This is a genomic window from Thermostichus vulcanus str. 'Rupite', assembly GCF_022848905.1.
Taxonomy (GTDB): domain Bacteria; phylum Cyanobacteriota; class Cyanobacteriia; order Thermostichales; family Thermostichaceae; genus Thermostichus; species Thermostichus vulcanus_A.
The window spans coordinates 20,948-45,596 of record NZ_JAFIRA010000013.1 but is presented as its reverse complement, the minus strand read 5'-3'; the positions used below and the strand labels follow the sequence as shown (position 1 = coordinate 45,596).

Below are 24,649 nucleotides of genomic sequence, written 5' to 3'. Positions count from 1 at the left end.
GGGAAGTGCTCATGGTCAAGGTTCTGCGTCAGGTTGGGTTCTTCTGGCTGGTTGGGGCTGGGTTGTTGGCAGGAATGGTGCTGCTGCTCTGGCCGATGTTGCAACAGGGGTATCCCATCACCCATTCGACGCAGTTTAATCTCAGTTGGGCTTTTCAATATCAGCGGCAATTTTTTGGCGGACAGTTTTACCCCCGCTGGCTGGAATTTTCCAACTTCGGCTTTGGCAATGCCACGTTTGCCTTTTATCCCCCCCTGTGCATGGTGGCGACCCTGCCCTTTCGCATCTTGGGGTTGGAGATGCCTGATTCGCTGGTGGCCAGTATGGGCTTGGCGATGCTGGTGATGGGATCCGGCCTCTATGCCTTGATTCAGACCGTAGCGCCCCGCCCTATTGCTCTGATGTTGGCGGGGATGGGGATGGCCGGTCCCTATTGGCTGGTGGATATTTACCAGCGGGGAGCGATTGGGGAGGTGTGGGCAATTGCTCTGTTGCCCTGGGTTTTCTGGGCTTTGCTACAGGTGCTCTGCCAACCGGGCTTGCTCTGGCCGATTTGGGCCGTAGCCGTCAGTTATGGCCTGTTGGTGCTCTCCCATTTGCCGACGCTGCTGCTGTTTACTTTGATCGTGCTGCCTTTGCCCTGGGTGTTGCGATGGCGGGATCCCCTCTGGCCAAAGGTAGGACGCTCCTATTTGGGCTTGGGATTAGGGCTGGGGTGGTCAGCCTTTTTTTTGCTGCCTGCATTCCTGGATCAGCGCCTGATTCAGGTGGATTCGGTCAACTTTGCCGAGGACTATTTTCCGCAATATCGCCTGATGGTGAGCGGCCTCACCCGTCTGCAACCACGACTGACCGATCACTGGTTTGAGAGTGGCCTGCTGGGGTACTGGGGCTGGATGGTGGCGGTGGTTGCCGGGGCTGCACTCTTACTGCTGGGCCGCTGGGGTGTGAATCGGGTAACTTCCTACCAGAATGGCAAAAAAGAGGCTGCGGAACCGGGATCCCTCTCTCCATTTCCATCTTCATTGCCGCCCGGAGACCTTGTGCTGTACAGCCTTGGGGTTAGTCTGGTGGCTTTGCTGATGATGACGGATCTATTGAGTTGGATCTATGACTGGGTTTTGCCGTTGCAGCGGATCCAGTTTTCCTGGCGCTGGATGGGGATTACCGCGGTGACCGTGCCCTGGCTGCTGGGATCCCTGGTGGGATGGGGCTGGAACCCAAAAAGCTGGCGGTATTGGCTCCTTTTGGGAACGGTTTTGGCGGTCGTGCTCCAGGTGGGGCTGGGATGGCAAGTTTTGGGCCGAACCAGCTTTCAGCCGCAGGTGATCCAAACCTTTCAGACCCTTTCGGCAGCCAAGCAATTCCCGATTGAGCCCCAACAACGACCGGGCACCCCTTTCTTGTACTGGCACTGGATTTTTCCGGATGGGTTGGCCTTGGTGGATGTGCCGGAATATCGCGCCCATGGGGTGACCTTCCCGATGCCGCCCCCCGGTGTGGATCCGCTGGTGCGGTGGCAAGGGGAGTTGGCAGAGGTGGGATCCCCAGCCGCGGAGCTCCAGGTGGAGCGGTGGAGCTACGGCTACCGTCGTTTTCGCGCGGTCAACCCCACCGACAGAGACCAATGGGTAGCGTTGCGCACCTTTTATTACCCCGCTTGGTGGGTTGAGATGGATGGCCGCCTAAGACCGGCAGAGCACACGGGGTTGGGACAGATACAGGTGCGGATCCCACCTGGAGCGCATCAGATTCAGGTACGCTATCTGGGCACCCCGATGGATTGGCTGGGAGGGTTGCTGACGGGTCTGACCGGGGTGCTGTTGGTTAAGCTGCGGTGGGTGACAGCCCTGTTGGGTTTGCGAGCCCACAGGGGCAACCGATTGGAGGAGACTGGAGACTTAGAGGAGACAAAAACATGTTGAGTCGGGTGGCAGATTCGATTTACTGGCTAAACCGCTATGTGGAACGTGCGGAGAATATTGCCCGGTTTGTCGATGTCAACTTGAACCTAATCCTCGACTCTCCCAGTGGCACCGCTCAACAATGGGATCCGATTATTTACACTACGGGGGATCACGAACTGTTTTACCAGCGCTACGGTGAAGCCACTCAAGATACGGTCGTCCAATTTCTGGCTTTTGATAGGGATTATCCCAACTCGATCCTTTCCTGCCTGCAATGGGCGCGAGAAAATGCCCGTTCTGTACGAGAAGTGATTTCCTCGGAAATGTGGGAGCGGGTGAATCGATTTTATTTGATGGTGAAAGAGGCGGCCCAGCAGGGGCGAAACTTAAGCCAGTGGCATGATTTTTTTACGGAAGTGAAGCTGGCCAGTCACCTGTTTGCTGGGGTTATGGATGCCACCATGACCCATGGAGAAGGATGGCATTTTGGCCAGATTGGCCGCCTTTTGGAACGGGCTGATAAAACCGCACGGATCTTAGATGTAAAATACTTTATTCTATTGCCTTCCGTACAATACGTGGGCACAGCGCTGGATGAGTTGCAGTGGATTGCTTTGCTGAAATCTGCCAGTGCTTATGAAATGTACCGCAAATACAGTCGTCAACATCGCATTAACCCCCGGGAGGTGGCCTCTTTCCTGATTTTGGATCGGCAGTTTCCCCGTTCGATTCAGTTTTGTTTGATTCAGGCGGATCGATCTTTGCACCAGATTACGGGTACTCCAGCCGGCACCTGGCGGGATCCCGGTGAGCGGGCTTTGGGCCGTTTGCGCTCCGAATTAGACTACTTAACCATTGATGAAATCATAGAACAGGGTCTACACGAGTTTCTCGATAATTTACAATTTCAAATGAACCGGGTTGGGGAGCGTATTTACGAAACATTCTTTGCTATTCAACCTTTGCAACCTGTGGATCCCTCTTTGTCCTCCCAACGCCAAACACAACGAATATGAATGGCCCTGATCCTCAAAATCCTCATCCGATGGTGGGTTTCCCACAAATTTGTTTTATCAAGAACACTGTCTCCAATCCCAAGATTTTGATCGGAGATTACACCTACTACGATGATCCAGACGATTCGGAGAATTTTCAACGCAATGTTTTGTACCACTACCCTTTTGTGGGGGATCGTCTGATCATCGGTAAGTTTTGCGCCATTGCCCGTGGCGTTAAATTCATCATGAATGGCGCCAATCACGCCATCGCCGGATTTTCCAGCTTTCCCTTTTTTATTTTTGGCCAAGGATGGGAGGGATCCGAACCTGCGCCCGAGTCTTTCCCTGACAAAGGCGATACGGTCATTGGTAACGATGTTTGGATTGGCTACGAAGCGACGCTACTTCCGGGCGTCAAAGTAGGGGATGGGGCGATCATTGGGGCAAAAGCAGTGGTGAGCCGGGATGTGCCCCCTTACGCGATTGTGGGTGGAAACCCAGCTCGGATTCTGCGATACCGCTTCTCCGAGGAGGTGATCCAGGAGCTGTTGCAGATTGCTTGGTGGAATTGGGATATCGAAAAGATCAGTCGGAATCTGGATAAGATCTCAGGAGCCGATATCCTCGCCCTCAGAACTTGCCGTTGAGGAGGGCCAATCGGCAAAGTCCCTGTCGAGTAAGGATCCATTGCCCATGCGTTGTTGTTCAGACCTGCTCTCCCTGCTTTGGGGGATCTGCTAAATGGAAGAAGCACAGGATACTTGGCCCATTTGGTTGGATCAAGAACCGACGGGAATGGATAAGGTAGCCTTTATCGCCGCCAATGCCACCTTGATCGGAACTGTGGAACTCTCGGAATCCGTGAGCATCTGGTATGGGGCCATCCTGCGGGGAGATATTTCTCCGATTACTATTGGCCGCTGCACCAACATTCAGGACGGGGCAATCGTGCATGGGGATCCCGATCAACCGACGATTATTGGCGAAGAGGTGACCATCGGCCATCGGGCGGTTATCCACAGTGCCCGCATTCAGGGGGGGTGTCTGATCGGGATTGGGGCCACCATCCTGAACGGAGTCACCATTGGAGCCGGCAGCATTATTGGGGCTGGAGCTGTGGTCACCAAGTCTGTGCCGCCCCGCTCTTTGGCTGTGGGGACTCCGGCAAAAGCCATCCGCACCCTTACGGACGAGGAAGTGGAAAAGTTGCGCGTCCATGCCCAGCACTACGTGGAGCTGGCCCATCAACACGCCAGCCGCTTCGGTCGGTTTGGCCGCCCAGATCCTCCAAGAAAAGCTCGCTCCAAGTAACGGATAGCCCTCAACTCATCCATCCCTAGCCCATCAACAACTGGGATCCGAGCACAGCACCCAAGTATCTTTACTGCCCCCTCCTTGGGAGGAGTTCACCACCAGGGATCCCTTCTTGAGGGCAACGCGAGTCAGGCCGCCGGGATGAACATAAATGTCTTCGCCGTAGAGGATGTAGGGCCGCAAATCCACATGGCAGGCCTCCAGGCAAGGGCCTTCCCCCCGATCGACTAAGGTGGGTACCCGCGACAGGCATAGCGTCGGTTGGGCGATGTAGTTGCGGGGTTGAGCACGGATTTTCTCGGCAAAAGCAGCCCGTTCTGCCGGTGTGGCCTGGGATCCCATCAACATGCCGTATCCCCCCGACTCGTTGGCTGCTTTCACCACCAGCTTGTCCAAGTTTTCTAGGACATAGGCTTGATCCTGAGGATCCCAACAGAGGTAGGTGGGCACATTGGGCAGAATCGCCTCTTCTCCCAGGTAGTAGCGAATCATCTTGGGCACATAGGCGTAGATCACCTTGTCATCGGCCACTCCCGTCCCAAGGGCATTGGCAATCGCCACCCGACCCGAGCGATACACCTCCAATAGCCCCGGCACCCCTAGCATCGAATCGGGACGAAACGCCAGGGGATCGATAAAATCATCGTCAATGCGGCGATAGACCACATCCACCCGTTGCAGACCCTTGGTGGTTCGCATTTGCAAGTAGCCATCTGCCACCACCAGATCCCGCCCCTCTACCAATTCCACCCCCATTTGCTGGGCCAAAAAGGAATGCTCGAAATAGGCAGAGTTGTAGATGCCGGGGGTTAGTACCACCACAGTTGGATTGGAAAGCTGCGGGGGAGTGAGGTGGAGCAGAGTCTCCAGTAAGTGGCTGGGATAATCATCCACCGGCTGGATCCCCATGGTGTTAAAAAGGGCCGGGAAGGTACTTTTCATCACCCGCCGATTTTCCAACACATAGGACACCCCCGAGGGACAGCGTAGGTTGTCCTCCAACACATACCAAGTGCCATCTCGATCCCGAACCAGATCCGTTCCGGTAATGTGGCACCAAATCCCTCCCGGTGGATTCAAGCCAATACAGGGGCGCAAAAACCCCTTAGCCGACTCGATCAGCTCCGGCGGCAGGATCCCATCTTTGAGAATCTTCTGGTCGTGGTAAATGTCATCAATAAACAGGTTGAGGGCATGGATGCGCTGTTTTAAGCCCTGCTCCAGCCGACTCCACTCACCAGCCGAGATGATGCGCGGAATGATGTCAAACGGGAAAATCCGCTCCGTCCCCTGGCTGTCACCATAAACGTTGAAGGTAATCCCCATTTGAAAGAAAGCGGCCTGGGCTGCCTGTTGCCGCCGCTGCAGCTCCCCTTCCTCCAAGGAGTGGATGCGCTCGATCAAAGGGACGGCTTCAGGACGCGGCTGGTTCGCCGCCAGAAACAGCTCGTCGTAGAAACCTTCACCAGGATCGTAAGTATCAAAGCGCACGTCTGGGATCCCTTGAACACTACCCCCTCTTTACTGTTGGCGGCTGCGTGCCAGCAAAATGTGTTTTCGGCTACCATTTATTCAGCCGTTACATTCGGTTTATACTTCGTCCGCTTATACTCCGGCGGGTAGAGTGGAGTTCATGATGGGCCAGAACCAATGGGGCCGCATCAAGATTACCGTGTCGATGACGTGAATGATGCCATTCTCTGCTTCAACATCGGCCTGAAGGACAGTGGCATTGTTCACCTCGAAAATATCTTCGTCGATTGTGAGATCAATCGGGGATCCCTCCACCGATCCAACGGTTTGGAACTTGGCTAGATCGGCTTTTTTCAGGGGACCGGGGACAACGTGATAACACAGAATGCGAGTCAATTGGGGGATGTTTTGCACCAGCGTGGTGATCGTTCCAGCGGGCAGTTTGGCAAAAGCAGCATCCGTCGGGGCAAAGACAGTAAACGGGCCAGGGCTCTTGAGAGTATCCACCAAATTGGCTGCTTTCACCGCCGTTACCAACGTGGAAAAGCCTTCTACAGAAACGGCAATATCGACAATGTCTGGCATGAGCGGGATCCCTTTTGTGGTGAGGTCTTTGGGGTAGAGTCAAGACTTAGCGATAGTTCTGATCTTGAATGCAAGTGAGGCGTGCAGCTTCTCGAATGCCGTATTCAGGACGGGTAAAACGATTCAGTTGCCCTTCAAAATAGCGGCGATTCATCATCAGGTGACGCGGATTGGGATCATCCAACGGGTACAGAAAAGCAGCCCGGCCAGCTTGGATCACTGCCGAGGTGACGTTGTACATGGAACGCTGGAAGCTAACCCCCAACTGGATCAGCATATCCTCATCGCCTCGGCAATGCTGACGATAATAATCCACCAAATACTGGGGCAAAAAGTGGTACATATCCTGGTGTAATAGAGTGGGTGGGATCCCGGCTGTACCGACTGGGAACTTATCTGCATACAAAATTCCGTAGTGGAAATCCAGTTGATTCACAGGAACTTGGTTGGCCTGAGCATTGTAGGATTTGGTACCCCGGAAGGGAGACGTGCGATAAAACACCGCTTCCACATAAGGAAATGCCGCCTCATACAGCCAAGTGAAGCCCTTGGATTTGGGCACAATGTCGTACCATTCTCCACGAATACGGACACGGTGATAAATGGGTCGGCCAGCAATGGCAAAAATCCCATTCACCAAAAAGTTCATTGCCTCCGGCACACTGGTAAGCTTGCCCTCATCATAGAGATCGCTCATCTCAAAAAAGACCGGGGCCATCACTTCCCAAAATAACCCCAGCACCGAATACATCGTGGCCTGACGGCACAGCTCTATAAACATGTCGGGAAAAAGCTTATATAGGCCTTGCAGTAGCGGATTTCCCTGGATATAAGCCCGGATGGCCCGGTCGGCATTTTGTTTGTATTCCTCGGAGTCCATGTAGGGATCCAAAAGCCCCCCCATATCCCGATGCCAGAGCATCGCCCGCATACATTCTTCGGCAAATTCCATGTTGATGCGGTCATGCCAAAGGTGATGCAAAATCCGGGGCAGCTTACGCTTCAGTTCCCCTTTTTCCATAAACTCCAGCAACTCCGGGTGGGCCGTAGCAGGGCCACGCCAAATCCGCAAATCGGCATTGTCCCCCGCATAGTGGTTGGCTAACTGGAGATATTCTTCAGGGATGATGAACTTAAAAAAGGGCAAGGGATCCACAAATACCTGCTCGGCAATGTAGAGCAGATCCCGCCAGTAAAAATCCATCGGCACCGCATAGGCTTTGTAGAGGCCGATGATCTGCATCAGGTTCTCAGGGGTATCCGGCAACATGGATCCACCCGCTTCCAGCCGATGGACAATGTCAGCAAAAGGATGGGTAGAAGGGGGTAATTGGGTTTTCGGTTGAGTGGCTACGGACATAGATAACTCCCAGATAGCTCCATCAAGTTTCTTCAGCGCTGCAATGGGGATCCCGTTCTGCAATACGGCTTCGGTGGTGCCAGTTCTAGGGGGTAAGATTCCCTGCTTCTGCCAGGATGACGGCGTGGGCTTGAGCCACCTGAGTGGAGAGGTTGAAGGCCAAAGGTTGCGGCCATTTCACTAGGTTCATGGGTTGGATCCCAAACCAGAGGATCAACGCCGCTAAGACCAATCCCGGGATCCGTTCCCAACCCTTCACCGCAGGGTAGTAGGCGGTGCGATTATCCAATTTCCCAAAACAGGTGCGGTTGAGCAAAATCACAAAATAGACCGCCGTCAAGCCGGTGCCCAAGATACCGATCAGCGTGGGCAAGGGGAAATCGCTGTAGCTGCCTTGGAAGATCAAAAACTCTGCCACAAAACCGATCAACCCTGGGATCCCAGCACTGGCCATCCCCCCCAAAATCAGCAGGGCACTAATGGTCGGCAGGCCGCGGAGGGGGTTGAGCAGACCGTTTAATACGTTCAAATCGCGGGTACCCACTTTGCGCTCCACCAAACCCACCAAGTCAAATAGCAGCGCCAGAATCAGCCCGTGAGCCACCATCTGCACCATCACCCCGGTCAGACTAATGGAAGTAGCCGCCGCCATGCCCAGGAGGATATAGCCCATATGGCCGATAGAACTGTAGGCCACCATCCGCTTGATGTCCTTTTGCGCGATCGCCGCCAAAGCCCCTGCCAGTACTGCAATCGCTCCCCACCAAGCTAGGATCCCGCCCAAATTGGCCCAGGCTTGCGGCAACAGTTGCAAGCCAAAGCGGAACAAGCCGTAGGTGCCCAGCTTGGAGAGAACGCCCCCCAGCAGCATCGCCACCGGAGCCGAGGCTTCTCCATAGGCATCCGGCAACCACGTGTGAAAGGGAATCAAGGGCATCTTGATGCCAAAAGCCACGATCAAAGCCAGCAACAGCAAGGTTTGAACCGCAGGACTGAAGGAGGCAATGGGAATTTCTGCCAGCTCAAAGCTGTGGGGATCCCCAATCCAGTAAATGGCCAAGAAGGCCCCTAACAAGAAAATGGCAGAAACGGCGGTGTAAATTAAAAACTTGATAGCAGCATAATCCCGCTTACCACTACCCCAGATGGAGATGAGCAAGTAGATCGGGATCAACACCAGCTCATAGAACAAGAAAAACAGAATCAAATTCTGAGCGGCAAAGGCTCCATTCACCGCCCCGCTCATCAATAAAATCAAGCCGTAAAACAGGTTGGGTCGCTTAATATCAGGCTCGGCGGTCAGCACAGCAATCAGGGTAATTAACCCATTCAAAGCCACCATCAACAGCGACAAACCATCCAACCCCAAGGAATAGTTCAACCCCACCTGTGGGATCCAATCCCATCGTTCTAGCCACTGCATCCCCACGGTTTGCAGATCAAAACGGCTAAACAACAGCAGCGAGATCGTTAACGGGATCCCCGACAATACCACTGCCAGCTTTCGCCCCCCCAACCCCAAAAACAGCGGCAGGGATCCCAGTATCGGCAAGGCAATCAAGACATTTAGCATCATCTCCACCTTCCTCCCTTCTCAGCCTTTTCATCCACCTAAGCCTAGAGAACCAACCAACCGAGGAGAGCTACCCCCACGACAATGGTTAGCAAATAGACCTGCAACTGACCGGAGGTGGTGTACTTCAAAACTTGCCCCCCAGCCAGCACCGCCAAGCTAGTCAGGTTCACCAAGCCATCCACCACATAGCGGTCGAGTAAAGCCGTGATTTCAGAAATAATGCGCACTGCAAACACCACACTGGCCCGGTAAAGCTTGGGGGTATAGAAGTCGTTGGCCAACAAATCCTGCCAGTCGGACAAAAAGGCCCAATCCACAGCCCGCCGCTCTGGACGCAGGTAGAGTGCCGCGCCCAAGGCGATCCCCACCAGGCTGGATCCGGTCATGACCCCGGTGGGGGTCCAGTCTAGTGCCGGAATTAGATCCAACGCCGCCAAGATCATCGGCATGTGCAGCGTCACTCCCATGACCACCGTCATGGGCAGGATCATTGGCCAGTGCACCTCCGGCGAACGCTCGCTCATTTGCTGAGGCTTGCCTGCCCAGATCAGGCCGAACACCCGCATCAGCCCTAGGGCAGTGATGCCATTGGTGAGCAGGAGAACCACTGCCCACAACGCCTGTCCAGATTCCACCAACTGCTGCCACAGATCCGTCAGCACCCAAAAGGAACCAAACGGCGGCAAGGCGATCATCCCCGCCATCCCGATCAAAAAGCACAGTCCTGACACCGGTCGCCGCGACCACAACCCCCCCAGGTAGCGCAAATCCTGGGTAATGCTATTCCAGATCACAGTGCCCTGAGCCATGACCAACAGGGCCATAGCCGGAGCGTAGGTGAGCAGTAATCCGTAGGCTTGTTGGGTGTGCCCGGTGCCCACCGCCACAAAAATCAAACCCATGTAGGCACTCACCAAGTAGGACAAGGCTCGCTTGGCATCAATCTGAGCCAGGGCCACCAGGGATCCCCCCACCGCCGTTAGGCCACCAAGAGTCAGCATCACTGTCAACACTGTTGGTGACAGGGCATACAGGGGTTGCAAACGAATCAACACCCATGCCCCAGTGCCCACCACCACTGCATTGCGCAAAATCGTCGCAGGGATCGGCCCCTCCATCGCCTCATCCAGCCACAGATGCAACGGAAATTGGGCGCACTTACCCACCGAACCGGCCAGTAAACCTAACCCCACCAACGTGATTAGGGTGGGATCCACACTCACCTCTCCGGTCTGAACCCGCTCTGCCCAGCTTGCCAAAGCCTCGAAGTCCCAGGATCCCGTCAGGGGATAGATGGCAATCACCCCCATCAGCAACAACAAATCGCCGACCCGCTTGGTTAAAAATGCATCCCGTGCCCCCGTTACCACGAGAGGCTGGTTGAACCACAAGCCCACCAGCAGGTAGGTCCCCAGAGTCAAAATCTCCAGAATGACGTAGCTAAAAAACAGAGAGTCGCACAGGGCTAGGGCACACATTCCCCCCTCAAACAGCCCCAGCAACGAGAAAAATCTGGCCCAGCCCCAGTCCATCTCCATGTAGCCAAAGCCATACACCTGAGCGGCCAGGTTCAAACCCGTCACCAGCACACAGGCCCCTAGAGTCACCGCCGAAACCTGGAGGGGCAACTCCAGCACCAGATCCCCCACCTGCATCCACGGAAACCGCATTACCTGGACGGGGTGACCCCAAATGGCTACCAAGGCCCCGACACTATGGATAAAAGCGACCAAGCTAAGCAGAGCATTCAAGTACCCGGCTGGGCGTGGCCCCGTGCGGCGTGTAACGCCAGGCAACCAAACCAAGGCTCCTATCCAAGCCAACAAGGCATAAAGGGGAATCATCCAGATGGTCGTCACTAGCCAGTTCCAGCCCATAACCCTCCTTTAGCCAGGGATCCCGACTTGTATGCAATGTTTGCTGAGATTCTGTAAAAAATCTTAAAAGCATCCTAAAGGCAAATGAGCATAGAAAAAAATCGAGTTTCTCAATTAGGTGCATAGACTTTAGTCTATGAGTATCTCTTCCCTGTCGCTTATTCCAAGAGCTTGGATAACCTTCAGGATACTAGTAGGTCAAAGTTTGGGCAGATTCAGCTTTGCTGGCATAGTTAAGGCTAGAGTCGCAGGGAGACAGGCCGTTGAACCCCACTACTGGAATCTCAACCCCAATTCGTTCGGAACTGAGCCGGGAACAATTCTGTGAACTATTGCGAGGCCAACTCAGTCTGGCCTTAACCCAAAATGAGCTGGAGCAGGCAAAATCGCTTCTTTTACCTGTTCAGCCGGTGGATATTGCCGATGTGATCGGGGAGTTGCCGGAGGCTCAACAGGCTTTGGCCTTTCGGCTGCTGGCTAAGGATCTGGCAATTCGAGTTTACGAACATCTGGATCTGGAGTTGCAACAAGTGTTGCTGCAAGAGCTTAAAAGCCATGAAATCCAAGACATTCTCGACAAGATGTCGCCGGATGACCGGGCAAAGTTATTTGATGAGTTGCCTGCCAAAGTGGTGACTGCGCTGCTGCCGCAACTCAGTCCACAAGAACGGGAAGCCACGGCACTGCTGCTGGGTTATGCCCCCAACACAGCCGGGCGAATCATGACTCCTGAGTACATTTCTCTCAAGGAGCATCTGACGGCAGCCCAAGCTTTGGAACGGGTGCGCCTGTTGGCTAGGGAAACCGAGACGATTTACTACCTCTACATCACGGACAGCGAGCGGCATCTGACGGGAACCTTGTCCCTACGGGAACTGGTGATGGCGGATCCGGCCCAACTCTTGGGGGAAGTGATGAATCGAGAGGTGGTGTTTGTGAGCACGAATACCGACCAGGAGGAGGTGGCGCGGGTGATCCAGCGATATGACCTATTGGCGGTGCCTGTGGTGGATACGGAACAGCGCTTAGTCGGGATCGTCACGGTAGACGATGTGCTGGACATTCTGGAGCAGGAAACCACCGAAGACATCTACTCCTTGGGGGGGGTGCAATCCGGGGAAGATGATTATTTTGATTTGAGTTTTTGGTCAGCGGCCCGCAAACGGGTGGTGTGGCTACTGGTCTTGCTGTTTACCAACACCTTCACCAGCACGATCATTGCCGGACAGGAGGAAGTGTTAAGCGAAGTCATCGCCTTGGCAGCGTTCATTCCGCTGTTGGTGGATAGCGGCGGCAATGTTGGGGCGCAGTCTTCGACGGTGGTGATTCGCGGTTTGAGCACGGCAGTGGTGCGCCTTAAGGATGGGTTTGGGGTGATCTCCCGCGAGGCCGCAGTGGGGGCCATGCTGGGGCTGATGCTCAGTGTGATCACGATTGGCTGGGCTTATGCGCTGCAACGGGATCTATCGGTCGCAATTATCGTTGGGTTGAGTTTGTTTGGCATCTCCGTTCTTTCTTCGGTGTCGGGGGCTGGCTTGCCGTTTCTGTTTCGCTCCTTTGGCTTGGATCCGGCTCTGATGGCAGCTCCTTTTATCACCACGATTGTGGATGTTTTGGGGGTGTTGATTTACTTCTACACGGCTCGCCTGGTCTTGGGTATCTGAGACGGGTGAGTTGGGCTAGGTTGGATCCGGCTCCTTTGCGTACTGCTGGTGCTCCACTCTTCTCCACAGGTTCATTTGCCGGATATTGTGGCTCGCTTGGCCGCGAGTCTAGGGGGACATTTACAGGTGCAAGCCCGGGTTTCCGGCCACCGTTTGCTGGTGCGGATTGACGGGGATCCCCTCCCTGAACCGGATCCCCTGCTGGAGCGTCTTACTCCGACGCTTGAGGCCATTGCTGCGGCTTATGGGCAACGCTGGGTGGAGATTTTTGCTTTTCCTGCAACAGAAGGGATCCCGGAATGGCATCGGCAATGGGAGGGGCAGGTTCAGCTGAATCCCGAGGGCCCGCTGTACCGAGCCAAACAGGGGGATGTGGAGGCCATCCACTATTTGTTGAACTACCTGCTGCGCAAGGAAGGGATCCAAGCCCGTGTTCACCTCAATCGCAAGCTGGGGCTGTTACAAATTAATTTGCAAGCGGTTGAATCGCCGGATCCCGCTTGGGCCAAGGATTTTATGCGGCGGATCTTGGCTCGCTTGGAATTGCCCTTTTTGCACCAGTTGCGGCTTTCCGGCCAAAAACTCGGTTCTTTCTTGCCCACCTGGAGTCAAGAGTTTGACCTCAAACAGACCAGCTTTTGGCAAGCTCCCCCGGTTCGTGCCCGTGTCCCCTGGGTAGAGGATCCAGCCGGTTTGGATCCCGATTCTGAGAAAGACTCTGAGAAAGACACAGAACCTCAGCCGACGGATGCTCCACGGCCAGACCGGAAAGCTGAGCCAGAACCCCTCTCTGAACCCGTGGAGGGGTTGGGCTCTACTCCACAAACCCACACAGATCCCCCGCCCCCATCCCCCTTAGACTAAAGGGCGATTCTGAGGCTGTTCAACCATGCGGATTGTCTTTTTCGGTACGCCGGAATTTGCCCTGCCCTCTCTGGAAATTCTCTTGCAGCGACCCGAGTTTGAGGTGGTGGGGGTGGTGTGTCAGCCGGATCGTCCCCAGGGGCGTGGGCAGAAGATTCTGCCGCCAGTGACAAAGGTGTTGGCCGCATCGCAGGGGATCCCGGTCTGGCAACCGACTCGTTTGCGGCGGGATGAGGCGGTTTTGGCGGCCCTAGAGGCGCTAGCGGCGGACGTATTTGTGGTAGTGGCCTATGGGCAGATTTTACCTTTAAGGGTGTTGCAAATGCCGAAGCTGGGCTGTGTGAACGTGCATGGATCCCTGTTGCCTGCCTATCGTGGCGCTGCTCCGATTCAGTGGGCGATTGCCAACGGCGAAACCGAAACGGGCATTACCACCATGCTGATGGATGAGGGAATGGATACAGGAGCAATGTTGCTCAAGGCCAGTGTACCGATCGGGCCAGAGCAAACGGGGTTGGAATTGACAATGCAGCTGGCCCAACTGGGAGCCGAACTTCTGGTGGAAACCCTCTTAAAACTCGAAAAGGGAGAGCTGATTCCCATGCCTCAAGAGGGATCTCGGGCCAGCTACGCCCCCTTGCTGAAAAAACACGATTTTCACCTGGACTGGAGCCGCCCGGCTCAAGCGCTGCACAATCAAATTCGCGCTTTTTCCCCCCAGTGCTTTACCGGTTGGCAAGGACAACGCATCAAGATCATCCGTTCTGGCTCGCCCCAACACCATCCTGCCCCCCCAGAACTGCCCAAGGGCCAACCTGGAGAGGTGGTGGGATTGGCTAAGGGCGAGGGTGTGTACGTGGCAACCGGTGAGGGATCCCTGTTGATTCAGCGGGCACAGCTGCCCGGGAAAAAGGAGCAATCCACCTGGGATTGGGTGAATGGGGGGCGGTTGGGGGTGGGCATGCGTTTTGAGGCTTTGCCCATGGAGCCTGACTGATTGGGGCTAATGCCGGTTACGGAGGGCGTGCATTCTTTCGCCGAGGGTTTGGATCCCGGTGACAATGCGTTCATCCGGCTGATAGCTAAAGGCAAGGCGGAGGGCGTTGTCTCCTTGGCCATCGGCAAAGCAACGGGTACCGGGTAGGAAGGTGACGCCCAACGCTCGGGTCGCTTTGAGCAGCTCGGTTGCCTTGAGGTCAGGGGGCAGCTCACACCAAACAAAAAAACCGCCTCCCGGGGCCTCAACCCGGACGTCCGCTGGAAAGGCTTGCGCCAAAGTATCCAGCATCAACTGGCATTTTTCTCGGTAACGCTGGATCAGGAGTTGGATGTGGCCTTGTAAGCGGCCTTCTGCACAATAGCGAGCCACCACCCGCCCCAAGAATGGCCCCAGGGATCCCTCGCTGCGAAACATCTCCAACCGCTGAATGATCTCAGGATGACCACAGGCCCAGCCCACCCGTACCCCCGGCACCACGATCTTGGAGAAGGTTCCCACATAGAGCACCCAACCTTCCCGATCCATCGAAGCCAGGGTCGGCAAGGGATCCCCGGCGAAGCGCAGATCGTAGTAGGCGTCATCCTCCACCACCACCACGCCGTAGTCAGCCGCTAGCTGCACCAACTTTTGTCGCCGCGATAGGGAGAGGGTTGAGCCTTTTGGGTTTTGGAAGGTGGGAATGGTGTAGATGAAGCGGGGGCGGATCCCTTGCTGAGCCAAGTTTTGTAAGACCTGCTCTAAGTGAGCCACGACCATCCCTTCTCCATCCACCGGAATCGAGATGAGACGTGCCCCCGCCGCCGCAAAACGACTGACGGCCCCCATAAAGGTTGGCCCTTCTACAATCACCACATCCCCGGGTTCTACAAAAACTTGCGGCAGCAGGCCAAGGATCTGCCCTGAGCCGTAGCTAATCAGGAGGTTTTCCGGTTCGGCCTTCACCCCTCTGGCCTGCATCAACTGCAACACCAAGTCGATCAACCCAGCAAAGGTGCCCCCGTAATTCAGGGCATCATCCCCATCCTCCGCCAACACCTCTGCGGTTGCCTGGGCCAACTCCGCCTTGGGAAACAGCGTGGGATCCGCCAGTCCAAAGGCAAAACTGGTCACCACCGGTACTGCACCGGGAATCTCCGCACCGAAAGGGGGAGGGATGAGGGTCTGGGCGCGCTCGGTAAACAGGCTGTGCAACTGTGGACGGATAGGGGTTTGGGTCATGGGAGGGAGAGACAAAACGGGGAACTGTTGAGCTCGGACTTGAGTTTAGCTTAGTCGGCGGGGATCCCCGCGCTCTCCCGGAGGGGAGCGTCGGGATGAGAGGCGAGCGATGCCTCTCGTCCAGAAGACGGACACCCTAACCCCGCCACAACTGGCGATGAAGTAGGACTCATTCCAGAGCACTGACTGTATGCGAATTGCCTACCAATACCGATTGCAACCCACTTACCAACAGCGATGTCAGATGAGTCGCTGGCTTGAGATGTTGCGGCATCAGTACAACTGGCTGCTGGCAGATCGCTTTGACTGGTGGGAGATGAACCGTTGCCCAATCAACGCTTGTCCGCTAGTGGCGAGTATTGCCGAGCCACGGGAGCAGCCCAACTATTACAGTCAGAAGCGGTCTTTGGTGCCCCTGAAGGGTGAACGCCCTTGGTACAAAGAGATCCATTCCCAAGTGCTTCAGGACATGGTGGGGCGGGTTGATTTGGCCTTTGAGCGATTCATCAAGGGTGATAGCTCGGGCAAGCGTAGCGGTAGGCCCCGGTTCAAAGGGCAGAATCGCTATCGGACGTTCACCTACCCCCAGGCCAGTCACGACTGGATTAAGGACAATCGTGCTCCGCACGGCGCGGAGCGCCATCGGGTCACGCTACCCAAGATTGGGGTGGTGAAGTTCATCTGCCACAGGCCATTACCTGAGGGGTTTGCGCTCAAAACAGTGTCAATATCGCTCAAGGCTGATGGGTGGTACGTGACGTTTTCTCTGGAAGATAAGTCGGTGCCTGATGGTTCTCCGAACCATGCGGAGCATGATAAGCCGCTGCCTGAGGTGGTCCCGACCGAGGCCAACAGTCTGGGGGTAGATGCTGGGCTGGAGTACTTCATCGCCTGCTCAGACGGCACCACGAAAACACCGCCGAAGTTCTACCGACAGGCTGAAAAGAAGCTGGCCCAGCTTCAGTCCAAGCGTGAACGGAGGCCCAAAGGGTCGAAGGCAAGACGGAAACTCAATGCCAAAATTGCCAAGCTGCACCAGCGTATTGCTAGGCAGCGGCGGCAGTGGCATTTTGAAACGGCGGGTGAGTTGGTGGACAAGGCAGACGTAATCTTTGTCGAGGACTTGCAAGTCGCCAACATGACCCGCCGTTGCCAGCCAAAGACAGGTAAGGGCGGTGAGTTTTTGCCCAGTCGCGTCAGCGGTGCGGAGCACTATGGTCAAGCGGCTAAGTCTGGGCTGAACAAAAGTTTTGCTGATGCTGGGATAGCGGGGTTCCTGAACGAAATCCTTCCGTACAAAGCTGCAAAAGCTGGGCGGTGGGTTGTGAAGGTTAACCCGGCTGGCACATCTCAGCATTGTGCAATGTGCCTGAACCGAGTCCCGAAGGAACTAGCTGACCGCTGGCATGACTGCCCCCAGTGTGGAGCGTCGATGCCGCGAGATGTGAACTCTGCGGTGCTCATCAAAAAAGTGGGCCTGGGGCATCGGCTCACTCAAAAACGCGAAGGTCGAAAGACTGGAGAAGCCCGCGCTCTATCCGTAGGATGCTCGCGTAGCGTACCGTAGGTATAGCGTCGGGAGTATGTCACGTCAATGCTTGCCACGATAACAGGAAAGAACTGCTCAACAGCAGGGATCCCAGTAGCCGCCGCCAAGTGGGATGAGGGATCTCCGCCAGTACCCCGCCGGCACTTAAGCACAGCAGGGGCAACACCACCAAGCCCCAGCGGGCACTCTGCTGTAAACCATTCACCTGTGGCCCCCAAACCAGCAAAGCCAGCACCCCCATCCACAGGACATGTCCCAAACTGGCCAAGCTGATCAGGGTGTGCTGTCGCTCTGACCAAGGCCAGCCCAGTCGTACTAGGGTTAAGCCCAAGGGCAACATCAGGGTGGCTAATACGGCCAGACCGCTTGAGTAGCTAAGGCGATGTGTAGGCAGGGTTGACACGGTGACCACGGAAAGCCAATCCGTCCGTCCTAGCCAGGAAAGCCCCATCACCAGCAGGATTAAACCCGCCCCCCGCCACCGCTGTCGAGGCCACTGCTGACTGATCCACAGCCCCGTCAACAGAAGCACCAAGGGCCAAACTTTGGGTGTGAGGGCACAGGCTAGAGCCAACCCTCCCCAGCGGGAAGAGGAACCCATGCCACAACTGCAGAGCAAAACCAAGCTGCCCAAAATCTCACTGCCCGGTTCTAACCCTTGGGTGAGAACCCAGGGGCTTAACCCCCACAAGCCCGCACTCCAGAAATTGCCCCAGTTCCAGCACAGGATCAAAATCACCAGGCAGGCCAGCACCGATACCCCTCTCAGCACCGCCTCAATCGGGATCCCTGTCCCTTGCACCAGCCAGGGTAGAAATCCACCCGCCATCCACTGAAATAGGGGGAGTTCCGTTTGTCCCGAATAGAGGGATCCCTCAGAATCACTGACAGGGAAGACCCGCCACCATTGCAAATGAGCCGGTTGGCTGATGGAGCGCAGACGCTGACCAAGCAGGAGTCCCATGCCACCCCAAAGGAGCCAGTTGCCCAGCCAAGGGAGGGATCCCCCCAGGCGTTGACGTTTGCTCCTCAAGCGCAGATGAGGCGCTGAACCACGGGGTTTGCGCAGAGGATTGCGGGGAGTAGCAGGGGGGAATTTCATTCTCCTCAGGCGCAATTCTATAGTGCTACATAGTGCTGCGTATCGCTGACGCGACCGAGAAACCGGAGCAGTCCGCTGACTTAATCCGCTAACTTAAAAGGAAGGCTTAGTTAACTCTAGATCGCCCGTCAAGGGGCAACCGGCCTGCTGCCAACTGCGGATTGCTTGAGCTGTAATTCCCTCTGTCACATCCCGGATGGGTACACCCGATCCAGTCACTTGCAAGCGCACCAGTTGCCAGGGATCCCTGGGGGTAGAGCGGATGAGGTAAGCCTCGTAGGCCAGTTGAATGTTCTCGGTTCGACGACCAGCAAGGGGGTTTTGGCCTTTTTTTGTATCTGTGTCTGGAGTCGGATCCAAAACCAAGCGGCGTTCTAGGGTGGTGAAATAAAGTCGAAAGCCCTGTGGAGGGGAGCCCGTTGTGGGGATGGGTAAATCCTCCAGGGGCTCCACCTCAGGTTCTCCCACCAACACCACCTGAAACTCGGAACGGGAGCGACTCAAGGCCAAATTCAGAAATAGGGGCAATTGTTCGGTTAGCCCTTCAGCCCAAAGTTGCGGCTCCGCCCAACAGCGTTCTCCCTTGGCTTGGCTCAGAGCAGGCTGGCTGAATAGGCCCAACCCTAAAACAGTGGCTCCAGATAAACCCAGCCTTAACCAGCGCCACCTCCAGGATCCGGCTCTCCAGGTTGGGGGATTTTGAGCCAAGGGATCCCTGGGTTCCTTGGCATTCAGCTTAATGGGCAGCAGCATCACACAACTGTTGAAAGGCAGCAACCGGATCCGGAGCAGCGGTCACTGGGCGACCCACCACCAAATAATCTGCCCCTGCCTGCAAGGCTCTAGCCGGGGTCCAAATCCGTTGTTGGTCATCCTCCAGACGGTGTAGCGCGTCATTGCCTGTATTGGTAGGGCTGAAACGAATGCCTGGGGTAACCAGCAAAACTTCGGATCCGAAAGCCTGACGCAGCCGCGACACCTCTTGGGGAGAGCAAACCAGGCCGGTCAACCCTTGTGCTTGGGCCAGTTGGGCCAAATGTAGGATGTAGTCAGCAGGATCCTCGCCAATACCCAACTCTTGCTGCACCTGTTCAGGGCTGAGGCTGGTGAGGAGGGTAACCGCCAACAACCGGCAAGAGCTGGATTGGGCTGCTTCAGCTGCTGCACGCATCATGGCACTCCCACCACTGGCATGAATGGTGAGCAAATCCACGCCGTAGCTGACGGCCACTCGAGTCGCACGGCCAACGGTATTGGGAATATCGTGCAGTTTCAAATCCAAAAAAATCCGTTTGCCCCGCTCCTTTAGAGCCTGCAAAATCGGGGATCCCACCGCTGTGAACAGCTCTGAACCCACCTTCCACCACAGCACTTGGGGCAGGAGATCTACCCACTCTAAAGCCTGCTCCAGAGAGTCTGTATCGAGGGCAACAATAAGCTTCTCACAGGGGTTCAGCGGCAAGTTGGTGCTAGAAGGTAAAGACACAGCAGACCCAACGGAAGGGTTCTGCACAGAAGTCGGGATCCCCATGGCTATACATCCGCTTTTTCGTAATGGGGGCAACCTTCACAGGGGCCACAGGGGTTAACGGCGCAGCGCAACTCGGGGGAATGGGCATTGTAACGACAGGTGGGATCCCCAATACAACCGGGAGGAGAGGCGATGTAAGTGTAGACAACCAAGCCACCAAAGCCAATCGGGCTGACATACACGCTACTGGTACTGAATGTTTCGTTGGAGCGCTCCGGATCCGGTTCTGGCTCATTGACCCCCCAAAATTGCTCCCATTGGTTAAAGGTTTCCTCCAAGGGTACGGCCAGTTGTCCCGCCAGCTCGATGAGGAAGGTTTCCAGAGAGGCTAGGCTGTCTTCGGCAGCTTCAGTGAAGGCTGCAACCCACTCTTCCAGTAGTTTCTCAAAATCCATGCAGCAGCGACCTTGGACGTTCGTTTTACCTTACAGCTTTCTCAGTCTACATGATAGGGACTAGGGCTTGGTTGGGGCGATTCAGATTCATATTAAGCACTCAAACAACTGGTACGCCAAGCAGCAACGATCTCTACTTCTCTACTTTAGATAGTTTTGTTTTGCCAAATGAGATCTAATGAGATCTAACTGGCTAACTTCCCCTCTGACAGACAGTATCTACTAAGGCTTGATTCACCATTGGAAAGAGTGCTGCCAACTCTTCTGTGGATAGGTTTCCGGTGCAGACATTGGCCCGAATATGCCATTCTGCCCACATTTGTGGCGAAGGGACTGAGGGATCCATTTCTGCCTCAGATCCAGCGGTAGCAGCGGGTGCAGTCGAACCCCCACGGCCCCCGATATTGATCTGCATTTGACTGGCGCGATTGATCCCTGTCAAAGACGTTTGGGCCTGTGCGCCTTCTAGCGAAGCCAGACCGAGAGACAGAACCATAAAAAACAATCCAGCACTCCGAAGCATGGGATCTTCCTCAGTCATAGCAGTCATAGTATTACGGCTATTATTCCCAATTTTATCTGGCTAGGCCCGCAGACCAATCCCCGACCACTGCACACAATGGCGACCCTGTTCATCTTTTAGGGATCCATCGCGGCGGTAGGAAAAAAAATCTTGCGGCTGGCTGAGGGTGCAATGGGGGCTAAGGGCAATATGCTGGGGCGGAATCCCGTAGAGTTGGGCTTGGGCTTGGTTGACCTGACGCAGATCCAGACGCACTTTACCCGGATGAGGATCTTCTAGGAGGGCTGAACGGGCTACTGGCGAGGGAGGAAGGGTTTGCAAGACCTGCTCTGCCACTGCTTCGGAGACTTGGTAAACGGCACCGGAAATGGCTGGCCCGATGGCGATGCGGATCTGTTCAGCAGGGATCCCGGCTTGGGTAAACTGTTGCAACACGTTGGGCAAAATGCGGGCGGCGGTTCCTCTCCATCCAGCGTGAATGGCCGCTACCCACTCCCGGCTGGCCACCAAAATCGGCACACAATCGGCGGTACATACCCAAGCGGAGTCGGATCCCTGGCGGGCAATAATGGCATCCACCTGTGGGCGAGTTACGACAACTTCTCTGTCCTCGGAGGATGGTTCAGGTAACGTTGAGTGATGTGTCGTTGCAGCTAGCTCAACTTCGTCTGCCCAAATCCAATCGGGGCCATGCACCTGGTGACCCCACACGGCTCGTTGGGGAGGAAGTTTTAACTGGGCGGCCAACTGGGGTGGCTTATGGGGGTGAATATCTCGACAACCAAAAGCGTGGGGCCAATCCGCCAAAAGCTGACACTGTAACCAGCGAAAGCCCTCCGTTTGTTGCCAAACCCACATCTTAGAACTGTGCATGGGGGGTCATCGACTGGATGGGGCCTGTTTTGACTTGGCTACGCCTGGGGATCCCGAGCTATTCTCTGTTGCTGAAGTCAAGGGTTCTGGCTTCGGATGGAGATACCCCACCCGTTGTTCCAAGCAGCTTTGCAATTCGGCAGGATTGAACAACATCGGCAAAAAATGAATGCTCTGGGTTTCCCGGAAAAAGAACAAAATCGGCAGCGAAGGCCAGAAAATTTGCCAGTCTTGCCACTCGCTGTAGGGAAACTCTCGAATCCGTTTGGAGCCGCTATACACTTGCAAAGCCGTTTTGGTAAAGGCCAGCCCAATCAGGGAGGTTTGCACCAGCAAAAACAGGCCAAATAGCCCCACCACCAATGCTGCCCAAAAAGACAGCCAAAACAAGGGTACCGACAGAGCCAGAATGGCCAAACTGAGGCGAAAATCAGGGGTAAGCAAGTGGGCAGAATCGGATTTCACCATGGCTTGCGCTCCTCTCCCTGCAACAGCGATCCCAGGGACATTCTAGGCCGCATCGACCCGGATTAGAAGATGGCCCACTCAGTCTCCTCTCAGGAGAGAAGGTTAGCCTGAAATCATTACTTCTCACTTCCTCCCATGTCTGAGATTACGCAAAAGATCCTCTCCTGGTATGGCAGCGACAACCCTGGCACCCTGACCAACCTAGCCCGACTGCTAGAACAGGGATCCCTGGCAGGCACGGGGAAATTGGTGATTTTGCCCGTGGATCAGGGGTTTGAACATGGCCCGGCCCGCAGTTTTGCTCCCAACCCGCCGGCCTACGATCCGCGCTATCACTTTCAGTTGGCCATCGAAGCCGGTTGCAATGCCTATGCAGCCCCATTGGGTTTTTTGGAGGCCGGGGCACGAGAATTTGCTGGACAGATCCCGTTGATTTTGAAACTGAATGACCACGATCTTCTGCAAAATGAGGCGGATCCGATTCAGGCCATTACTGGCAGTGTGGCGGATGCGCTGCGCTTGGGTTGTGTGGGCATCGGCTTTACCATTTATCCCGGCTCTAGCTACCGCTTTGAGATGTATGAACAGATCCGTGCCATTGCTGAAGAGGCAAAACAGTACGGGTTGGTGGTGGTGATCTGGTCTTATCCTCGCGGATCCGGCATTTCTAAGCAGGGGGAAACTGCCATCGATATTTGTGGCTATGCGGCCCATATTGCAGCCCAGTTGGGAGCCCACATCATCAAGGTCAAATTGCCCACCGCTCATATTGAACAGGAAGCAGCCCGCAAGGTTTATGAAAAAGAAGGGATCCCGATTTCAACCTTGGCAGATCGCGTGCGACATGTGGTGCAATGTGCTTTTGATGGGCGGCGGATCGTAATTTTTTCCGGTGGGCCTGCGATTGGGGAAGCAGAACTGCTCGAAGAAATTCGCGGCATTCGGGATGGAGGTGGCTTTGGCTCGATTATCGGACGCAATTCCTTTCAAAGACCGAAGGCGGAAGCGATTCGCTTGTTGCAGCAGATCATGAATATCTATCGAGGGCAGTGATCTAAATGGCTTTGCTTTTATGCATCAGCATCAGAATAGAAGGCTAACGGAGAAGGCTAAGCCCAACAATTTTTTTTGATGTATCCTGAGAACACTGTTCAGGATCCCTGCGGATCCGGTTTCTCAGCAAAACTTCTGACCATGGCCCTGACTGAATCTGACCTGAAAGCGCCCTCTGTTGGCGGATCCTTGAGTTTTTTTGAGCGTTACCTGACCGTTTGGGTAGCCCTTTGTATCGTGGCCGGGATCCTCTTGGGGCGGTGGTTTCCACAGGTGGCAGTGACGCTGGATGCTCTCAGTATCTACCAGGTTTCGATTCCGATCGCCATTTGCCTGTTTTTCATGATGTATCCGATCATGGTCAAAATTGATTTTGGCCAGGCGGCTCATGCCCTGAAATCTCCCAAGCCGGTGCTGTTGACCTTAGTGGTGAACTGGTTGATCAAGCCCTTCACGATGGTGGTGATCGCTCAATTTTTCCTGGGTTGGCTTTTTCAGCCTTGGTTGGCGGGCACTGAGGTGATTCGCGGCGTGGAAGTGAGCCTGAGCCATTCGTATATTGCTGGGACGATTTTGTTGGGTATTGCTCCCTGTACGGCGATGGTACTGATGTGGGGTTACCTCAGCTATGGCAATCAAGGGCATACTTTGGTGATGGTGGCGGTGAATTCGCTGGCGATGCTAGTTCTCTATGCACCGCTGGGGCGATGGCTGTTGTCCATGAGCGATCTGACGGTGCCCTGGCAAACCCTTTTGCTCTCGGTAGCTATTTATGTGGGGTTACCGTTGGTGGCTGGGATGGGATCCCGATATTGGATTCTGAGAACCAAAGGGAAAGAATGGTTTGACCAACAGTTTTTACACTTCCTGAACCCGGTGGCGATTACGGCTTTGTTGGTGACTTTAGTGTTGCTCTTTGCTTTCAAAGGGGAGCTGATCGTCGAAAACCCATTGCACATTTTCTTGATTGCAGTGCCCCTTTTTATTCAAACCAATCTAATCTTTGGCATTACCTATGTGGCCGGACAAAAATTGGGTTTGTCCTATGAGGACGCGGCTCCAGCAGCGCTGATCGGAGCCAGCAATCATTTTGAGGTGGCCATCGCAACAGCAGTGGTGTTGTTTGGGTTAAATTCGGGGGCTGCATTGGCTACGGTGGTAGGGGTGCTGATCGAGGTGCCAGTGATGCTGATGTTGGTGGAAGTGTGTAAACGTACGGCTTTTGCCTTTCCCCGCCAGCTTGAGAAGGCAAGTCTGCCGGATCCCCGCTGTTTGCGAAAGATGTGAATTGGTTGAGAGTTCGGCTCCAATTTGACACT

The 24,649-nt window shown here is 55.1% G+C and carries 23 protein-coding genes; 10 read left to right on the top strand and 13 right to left on the bottom strand.

The genetic code is table 11. The features are described 5' to 3' along the window. Window positions 1-11: 11 nt before the first annotated feature. From JX360_RS06925 to JX360_RS06910, 4 genes are all read left to right on the top strand, one after another. Window positions 12-1,925, top strand: coding sequence for a glycosyltransferase family protein (locus JX360_RS06925; RefSeq protein ID WP_244349916.1), 1,914 nt, complete (start codon window positions 12-14; stop codon window positions 1,923-1,925). Further along, entirely contained in the window at window positions 1,919-2,923 is a 1,005-nt protein-coding gene (locus tag JX360_RS06920) for an alpha-E domain-containing protein (protein WP_244349915.1), read from the top strand. Before JX360_RS06925 ends, JX360_RS06920 begins: the two co-directional genes overlap by 7 nt. Next, window positions 2,920-3,552: a Vat family streptogramin A O-acetyltransferase gene (locus JX360_RS06915; protein ID WP_244349914.1), complete on the top strand. Its 633-nt coding sequence runs from the start codon at window positions 2,920-2,922 to the stop codon at window positions 3,550-3,552. Before JX360_RS06920 ends, JX360_RS06915 begins: the two co-directional genes overlap by 4 nt. A 94-nt stretch (window positions 3,553-3,646) precedes the next feature. Beyond that, a complete protein-coding gene (locus JX360_RS06910; protein ID WP_279611313.1) occupies window positions 3,647-4,216 on the top strand; it encodes a gamma carbonic anhydrase family protein in 570 nt (189 codons plus the stop codon). Window positions 4,217-4,249: 33 nt separating this feature from the next. Here JX360_RS06910 and JX360_RS06905 read toward each other — a convergent pair whose 3' ends face one another. The 5 genes from JX360_RS06905 to JX360_RS06885 all read right to left on the bottom strand — a co-directional run bounded on the left by JX360_RS06905 (window position 4,250) and on the right by JX360_RS06885 (window position 11,090). Further along, a complete protein-coding gene (locus JX360_RS06905) occupies window positions 4,250-5,710 on the bottom strand; it encodes a circularly permuted type 2 ATP-grasp protein (RefSeq protein WP_244349913.1) in 1,461 nt (486 codons plus the stop codon). A gap of 114 nt (window positions 5,711-5,824) precedes the next feature. Next, window positions 5,825-6,277 (bottom strand): fasciclin domain-containing protein, encoded by a 453-nt coding sequence (locus JX360_RS06900; protein WP_244349912.1) that lies wholly within the window; start codon window positions 6,275-6,277, stop codon window positions 5,825-5,827. A 46-nt stretch (window positions 6,278-6,323) separates the two neighbouring features. Further along, window positions 6,324-7,637, bottom strand: coding sequence for a CO2 hydration protein (locus tag JX360_RS06895; RefSeq protein WP_244349911.1), 1,314 nt, complete (start codon window positions 7,635-7,637; stop codon window positions 6,324-6,326). 85 nt (window positions 7,638-7,722) lie between these two features. Then, window positions 7,723-9,210 carry an NADH-quinone oxidoreductase subunit M gene (locus JX360_RS06890; RefSeq protein WP_425244369.1) on the bottom strand — a complete coding sequence of 496 codons (1,488 nt, stop codon included), beginning with the start codon at window positions 9,208-9,210 and terminating at the stop codon, window positions 7,723-7,725. A 44-nt stretch (window positions 9,211-9,254) separates the two neighbouring features. After that, complete coding sequence (locus JX360_RS06885) at window positions 9,255-11,090, bottom strand: NAD(P)H-quinone oxidoreductase subunit F (RefSeq protein WP_244349909.1); 1,836 nt, start codon at window positions 11,088-11,090, stop codon at window positions 9,255-9,257. Between the two features lie 263 nt (window positions 11,091-11,353). Here JX360_RS06885 and mgtE point away from each other — a divergent pair, with 263 nt between their 5' ends. Genes mgtE through fmt form a run of 3 tightly spaced genes read left to right on the top strand, consistent with a single transcriptional unit; the run spans window position 11,354 to window position 14,615 of the window. Further along, the gene (gene mgtE / locus JX360_RS06880; RefSeq protein WP_244349908.1) at window positions 11,354-12,754 is read left to right on the top strand and encodes a magnesium transporter; all 1,401 of its coding nucleotides are present in this window, start codon (window positions 11,354-11,356) and stop codon (window positions 12,752-12,754) included. Window positions 12,755-12,802: 48 nt separating this feature from the next. Beyond that, entirely contained in the window at window positions 12,803-13,618 is an 816-nt protein-coding gene (locus JX360_RS06875; RefSeq protein ID WP_244349907.1) for a hypothetical protein, read from the top strand. 25 nt (window positions 13,619-13,643) lie between these two features. After that, window positions 13,644-14,615, top strand: coding sequence for a methionyl-tRNA formyltransferase (gene fmt / locus JX360_RS06870; protein ID WP_244349906.1), 972 nt, complete (start codon window positions 13,644-13,646; stop codon window positions 14,613-14,615). A 6-nt stretch (window positions 14,616-14,621) separates the two neighbouring features. Here fmt and JX360_RS06865 read toward each other — a convergent pair whose 3' ends face one another. Next, entirely contained in the window at window positions 14,622-15,836 is a 1,215-nt protein-coding gene (locus JX360_RS06865; RefSeq protein ID WP_244349905.1) for an aminotransferase-like domain-containing protein, read from the bottom strand. 190 nt (window positions 15,837-16,026) lie between these two features. On the opposite strand from JX360_RS06865, the gene JX360_RS06860 reads away from it, so the two are divergent. After that, a complete protein-coding gene (locus JX360_RS06860; protein WP_244349904.1) occupies window positions 16,027-17,403 on the top strand; it encodes an RNA-guided endonuclease InsQ/TnpB family protein in 1,377 nt (458 codons plus the stop codon). Between the two features lie 19 nt (window positions 17,404-17,422). On the opposite strand, the gene JX360_RS06855 is transcribed toward JX360_RS06860, so the two are convergent. The 7 genes from JX360_RS06855 to JX360_RS06825 form a co-directional block, all read right to left on the bottom strand. Further along, entirely contained in the window at window positions 17,423-18,487 is a 1,065-nt protein-coding gene (locus tag JX360_RS06855; protein WP_244349903.1) for a hypothetical protein, read from the bottom strand. A 93-nt stretch (window positions 18,488-18,580) separates the two neighbouring features. Beyond that, window positions 18,581-19,240 (bottom strand): hypothetical protein, encoded by a 660-nt coding sequence (locus JX360_RS06850; RefSeq protein ID WP_244349902.1) that lies wholly within the window; start codon window positions 19,238-19,240, stop codon window positions 18,581-18,583. Continuing rightward, window positions 19,224-19,973 (bottom strand): orotidine-5'-phosphate decarboxylase, encoded by a 750-nt coding sequence (pyrF, locus tag JX360_RS06845; protein ID WP_244349901.1) that lies wholly within the window; start codon window positions 19,971-19,973, stop codon window positions 19,224-19,226. Before pyrF ends, JX360_RS06850 begins: the two co-directional genes overlap by 17 nt. A 47-nt stretch (window positions 19,974-20,020) precedes the next feature. Further along, window positions 20,021-20,413: a DUF6464 family protein gene (locus tag JX360_RS06840; protein ID WP_244349900.1), complete on the bottom strand. Its 393-nt coding sequence runs from the start codon at window positions 20,411-20,413 to the stop codon at window positions 20,021-20,023. A gap of 193 nt (window positions 20,414-20,606) precedes the next feature. Beyond that, window positions 20,607-20,909 carry a hypothetical protein gene (locus JX360_RS06835; protein ID WP_244349899.1) on the bottom strand — a complete coding sequence of 101 codons (303 nt, stop codon included), beginning with the start codon at window positions 20,907-20,909 and terminating at the stop codon, window positions 20,607-20,609. Between the two features lie 87 nt (window positions 20,910-20,996). Beyond that, on the bottom strand, window positions 20,997-21,809 hold the full coding sequence (gene pgeF / locus JX360_RS06830) for a peptidoglycan editing factor PgeF (protein WP_244349898.1): 813 nt from the start codon (window positions 21,807-21,809) through the stop codon (window positions 20,997-20,999). Between the two features lie 6 nt (window positions 21,810-21,815). Further along, complete coding sequence (locus JX360_RS06825; protein WP_244349897.1) at window positions 21,816-22,277, bottom strand: DUF3119 family protein; 462 nt, start codon at window positions 22,275-22,277, stop codon at window positions 21,816-21,818. Between the two features lie 135 nt (window positions 22,278-22,412). Between JX360_RS06825 and JX360_RS06820 the strand changes: the two genes are divergently transcribed. Next, a complete protein-coding gene (locus tag JX360_RS06820) occupies window positions 22,413-23,330 on the top strand; it encodes a class I fructose-bisphosphate aldolase (RefSeq protein WP_244349896.1) in 918 nt (305 codons plus the stop codon). Window positions 23,331-23,471: 141 nt separating this feature from the next. Next, window positions 23,472-24,617, top strand: coding sequence for an ACR3 family arsenite efflux transporter (arsB, locus tag JX360_RS06815; RefSeq protein WP_244349895.1), 1,146 nt, complete (start codon window positions 23,472-23,474; stop codon window positions 24,615-24,617). The last annotated feature ends 32 nt before the right edge of the window (window positions 24,618-24,649 follow it).

Excerpts from the sequence above, each read along its gene's own strand:
- JX360_RS06925 (WP_244349916.1), top strand. The coding sequence starts at position 12 with ATGGTCAAGGTTCTGCGTCAGGTTGGGTTCTTCTGGCTGGTTGGGGCT.
- JX360_RS06920 (WP_244349915.1), top strand. The coding sequence starts at position 1,919 with ATGTTGAGTCGGGTGGCAGATTCGATTTACTGGCTAAACCGCTATGTG.
- JX360_RS06915 (WP_244349914.1), top strand. The coding sequence starts at position 2,920 with ATGAATGGCCCTGATCCTCAAAATCCTCATCCGATGGTGGGTTTCCCA.
- JX360_RS06910 (WP_279611313.1), top strand. The coding sequence starts at position 3,647 with ATGGAAGAAGCACAGGATACTTGGCCCATTTGGTTGGATCAAGAACCG.
- JX360_RS06900 (WP_244349912.1), bottom strand. The coding sequence starts at position 6,277 with ATGCCAGACATTGTCGATATTGCCGTTTCTGTAGAAGGCTTTTCCACG.
- JX360_RS06895 (WP_244349911.1), bottom strand. The coding sequence starts at position 7,637 with ATGTCCGTAGCCACTCAACCGAAAACCCAATTACCCCCTTCTACCCAT.
- JX360_RS06890 (WP_425244369.1), bottom strand. The coding sequence starts at position 9,210 with ATGCTAAATGTCTTGATTGCCTTGCCGATACTGGGATCCCTGCCGCTG.
- JX360_RS06885 (WP_244349909.1), bottom strand. The coding sequence starts at position 11,090 with ATGGGCTGGAACTGGCTAGTGACGACCATCTGGATGATTCCCCTTTAT.
- fmt (WP_244349906.1), top strand. The coding sequence starts at position 13,644 with ATGCGGATTGTCTTTTTCGGTACGCCGGAATTTGCCCTGCCCTCTCTG.
- JX360_RS06865 (WP_244349905.1), bottom strand. The coding sequence starts at position 15,836 with ATGACCCAAACCCCTATCCGTCCACAGTTGCACAGCCTGTTTACCGAG.
- JX360_RS06860 (WP_244349904.1), top strand. The coding sequence starts at position 16,027 with ATGCGAATTGCCTACCAATACCGATTGCAACCCACTTACCAACAGCGA.
- JX360_RS06855 (WP_244349903.1), bottom strand. The coding sequence starts at position 18,487 with ATGAAATTCCCCCCTGCTACTCCCCGCAATCCTCTGCGCAAACCCCGT.
- JX360_RS06850 (WP_244349902.1), bottom strand. The coding sequence starts at position 19,240 with ATGCTGCTGCCCATTAAGCTGAATGCCAAGGAACCCAGGGATCCCTTG.
- JX360_RS06840 (WP_244349900.1), bottom strand. The coding sequence starts at position 20,413 with ATGGATTTTGAGAAACTACTGGAAGAGTGGGTTGCAGCCTTCACTGAA.
- JX360_RS06835 (WP_244349899.1), bottom strand. The coding sequence starts at position 20,909 with ATGGTTCTGTCTCTCGGTCTGGCTTCGCTAGAAGGCGCACAGGCCCAA.
- pgeF (WP_244349898.1), bottom strand. The coding sequence starts at position 21,809 with ATGCACAGTTCTAAGATGTGGGTTTGGCAACAAACGGAGGGCTTTCGC.
- JX360_RS06825 (WP_244349897.1), bottom strand. The coding sequence starts at position 22,277 with ATGGTGAAATCCGATTCTGCCCACTTGCTTACCCCTGATTTTCGCCTC.
- JX360_RS06820 (WP_244349896.1), top strand. The coding sequence starts at position 22,413 with ATGTCTGAGATTACGCAAAAGATCCTCTCCTGGTATGGCAGCGACAAC.
- arsB (WP_244349895.1), top strand. The coding sequence starts at position 23,472 with ATGGCCCTGACTGAATCTGACCTGAAAGCGCCCTCTGTTGGCGGATCC.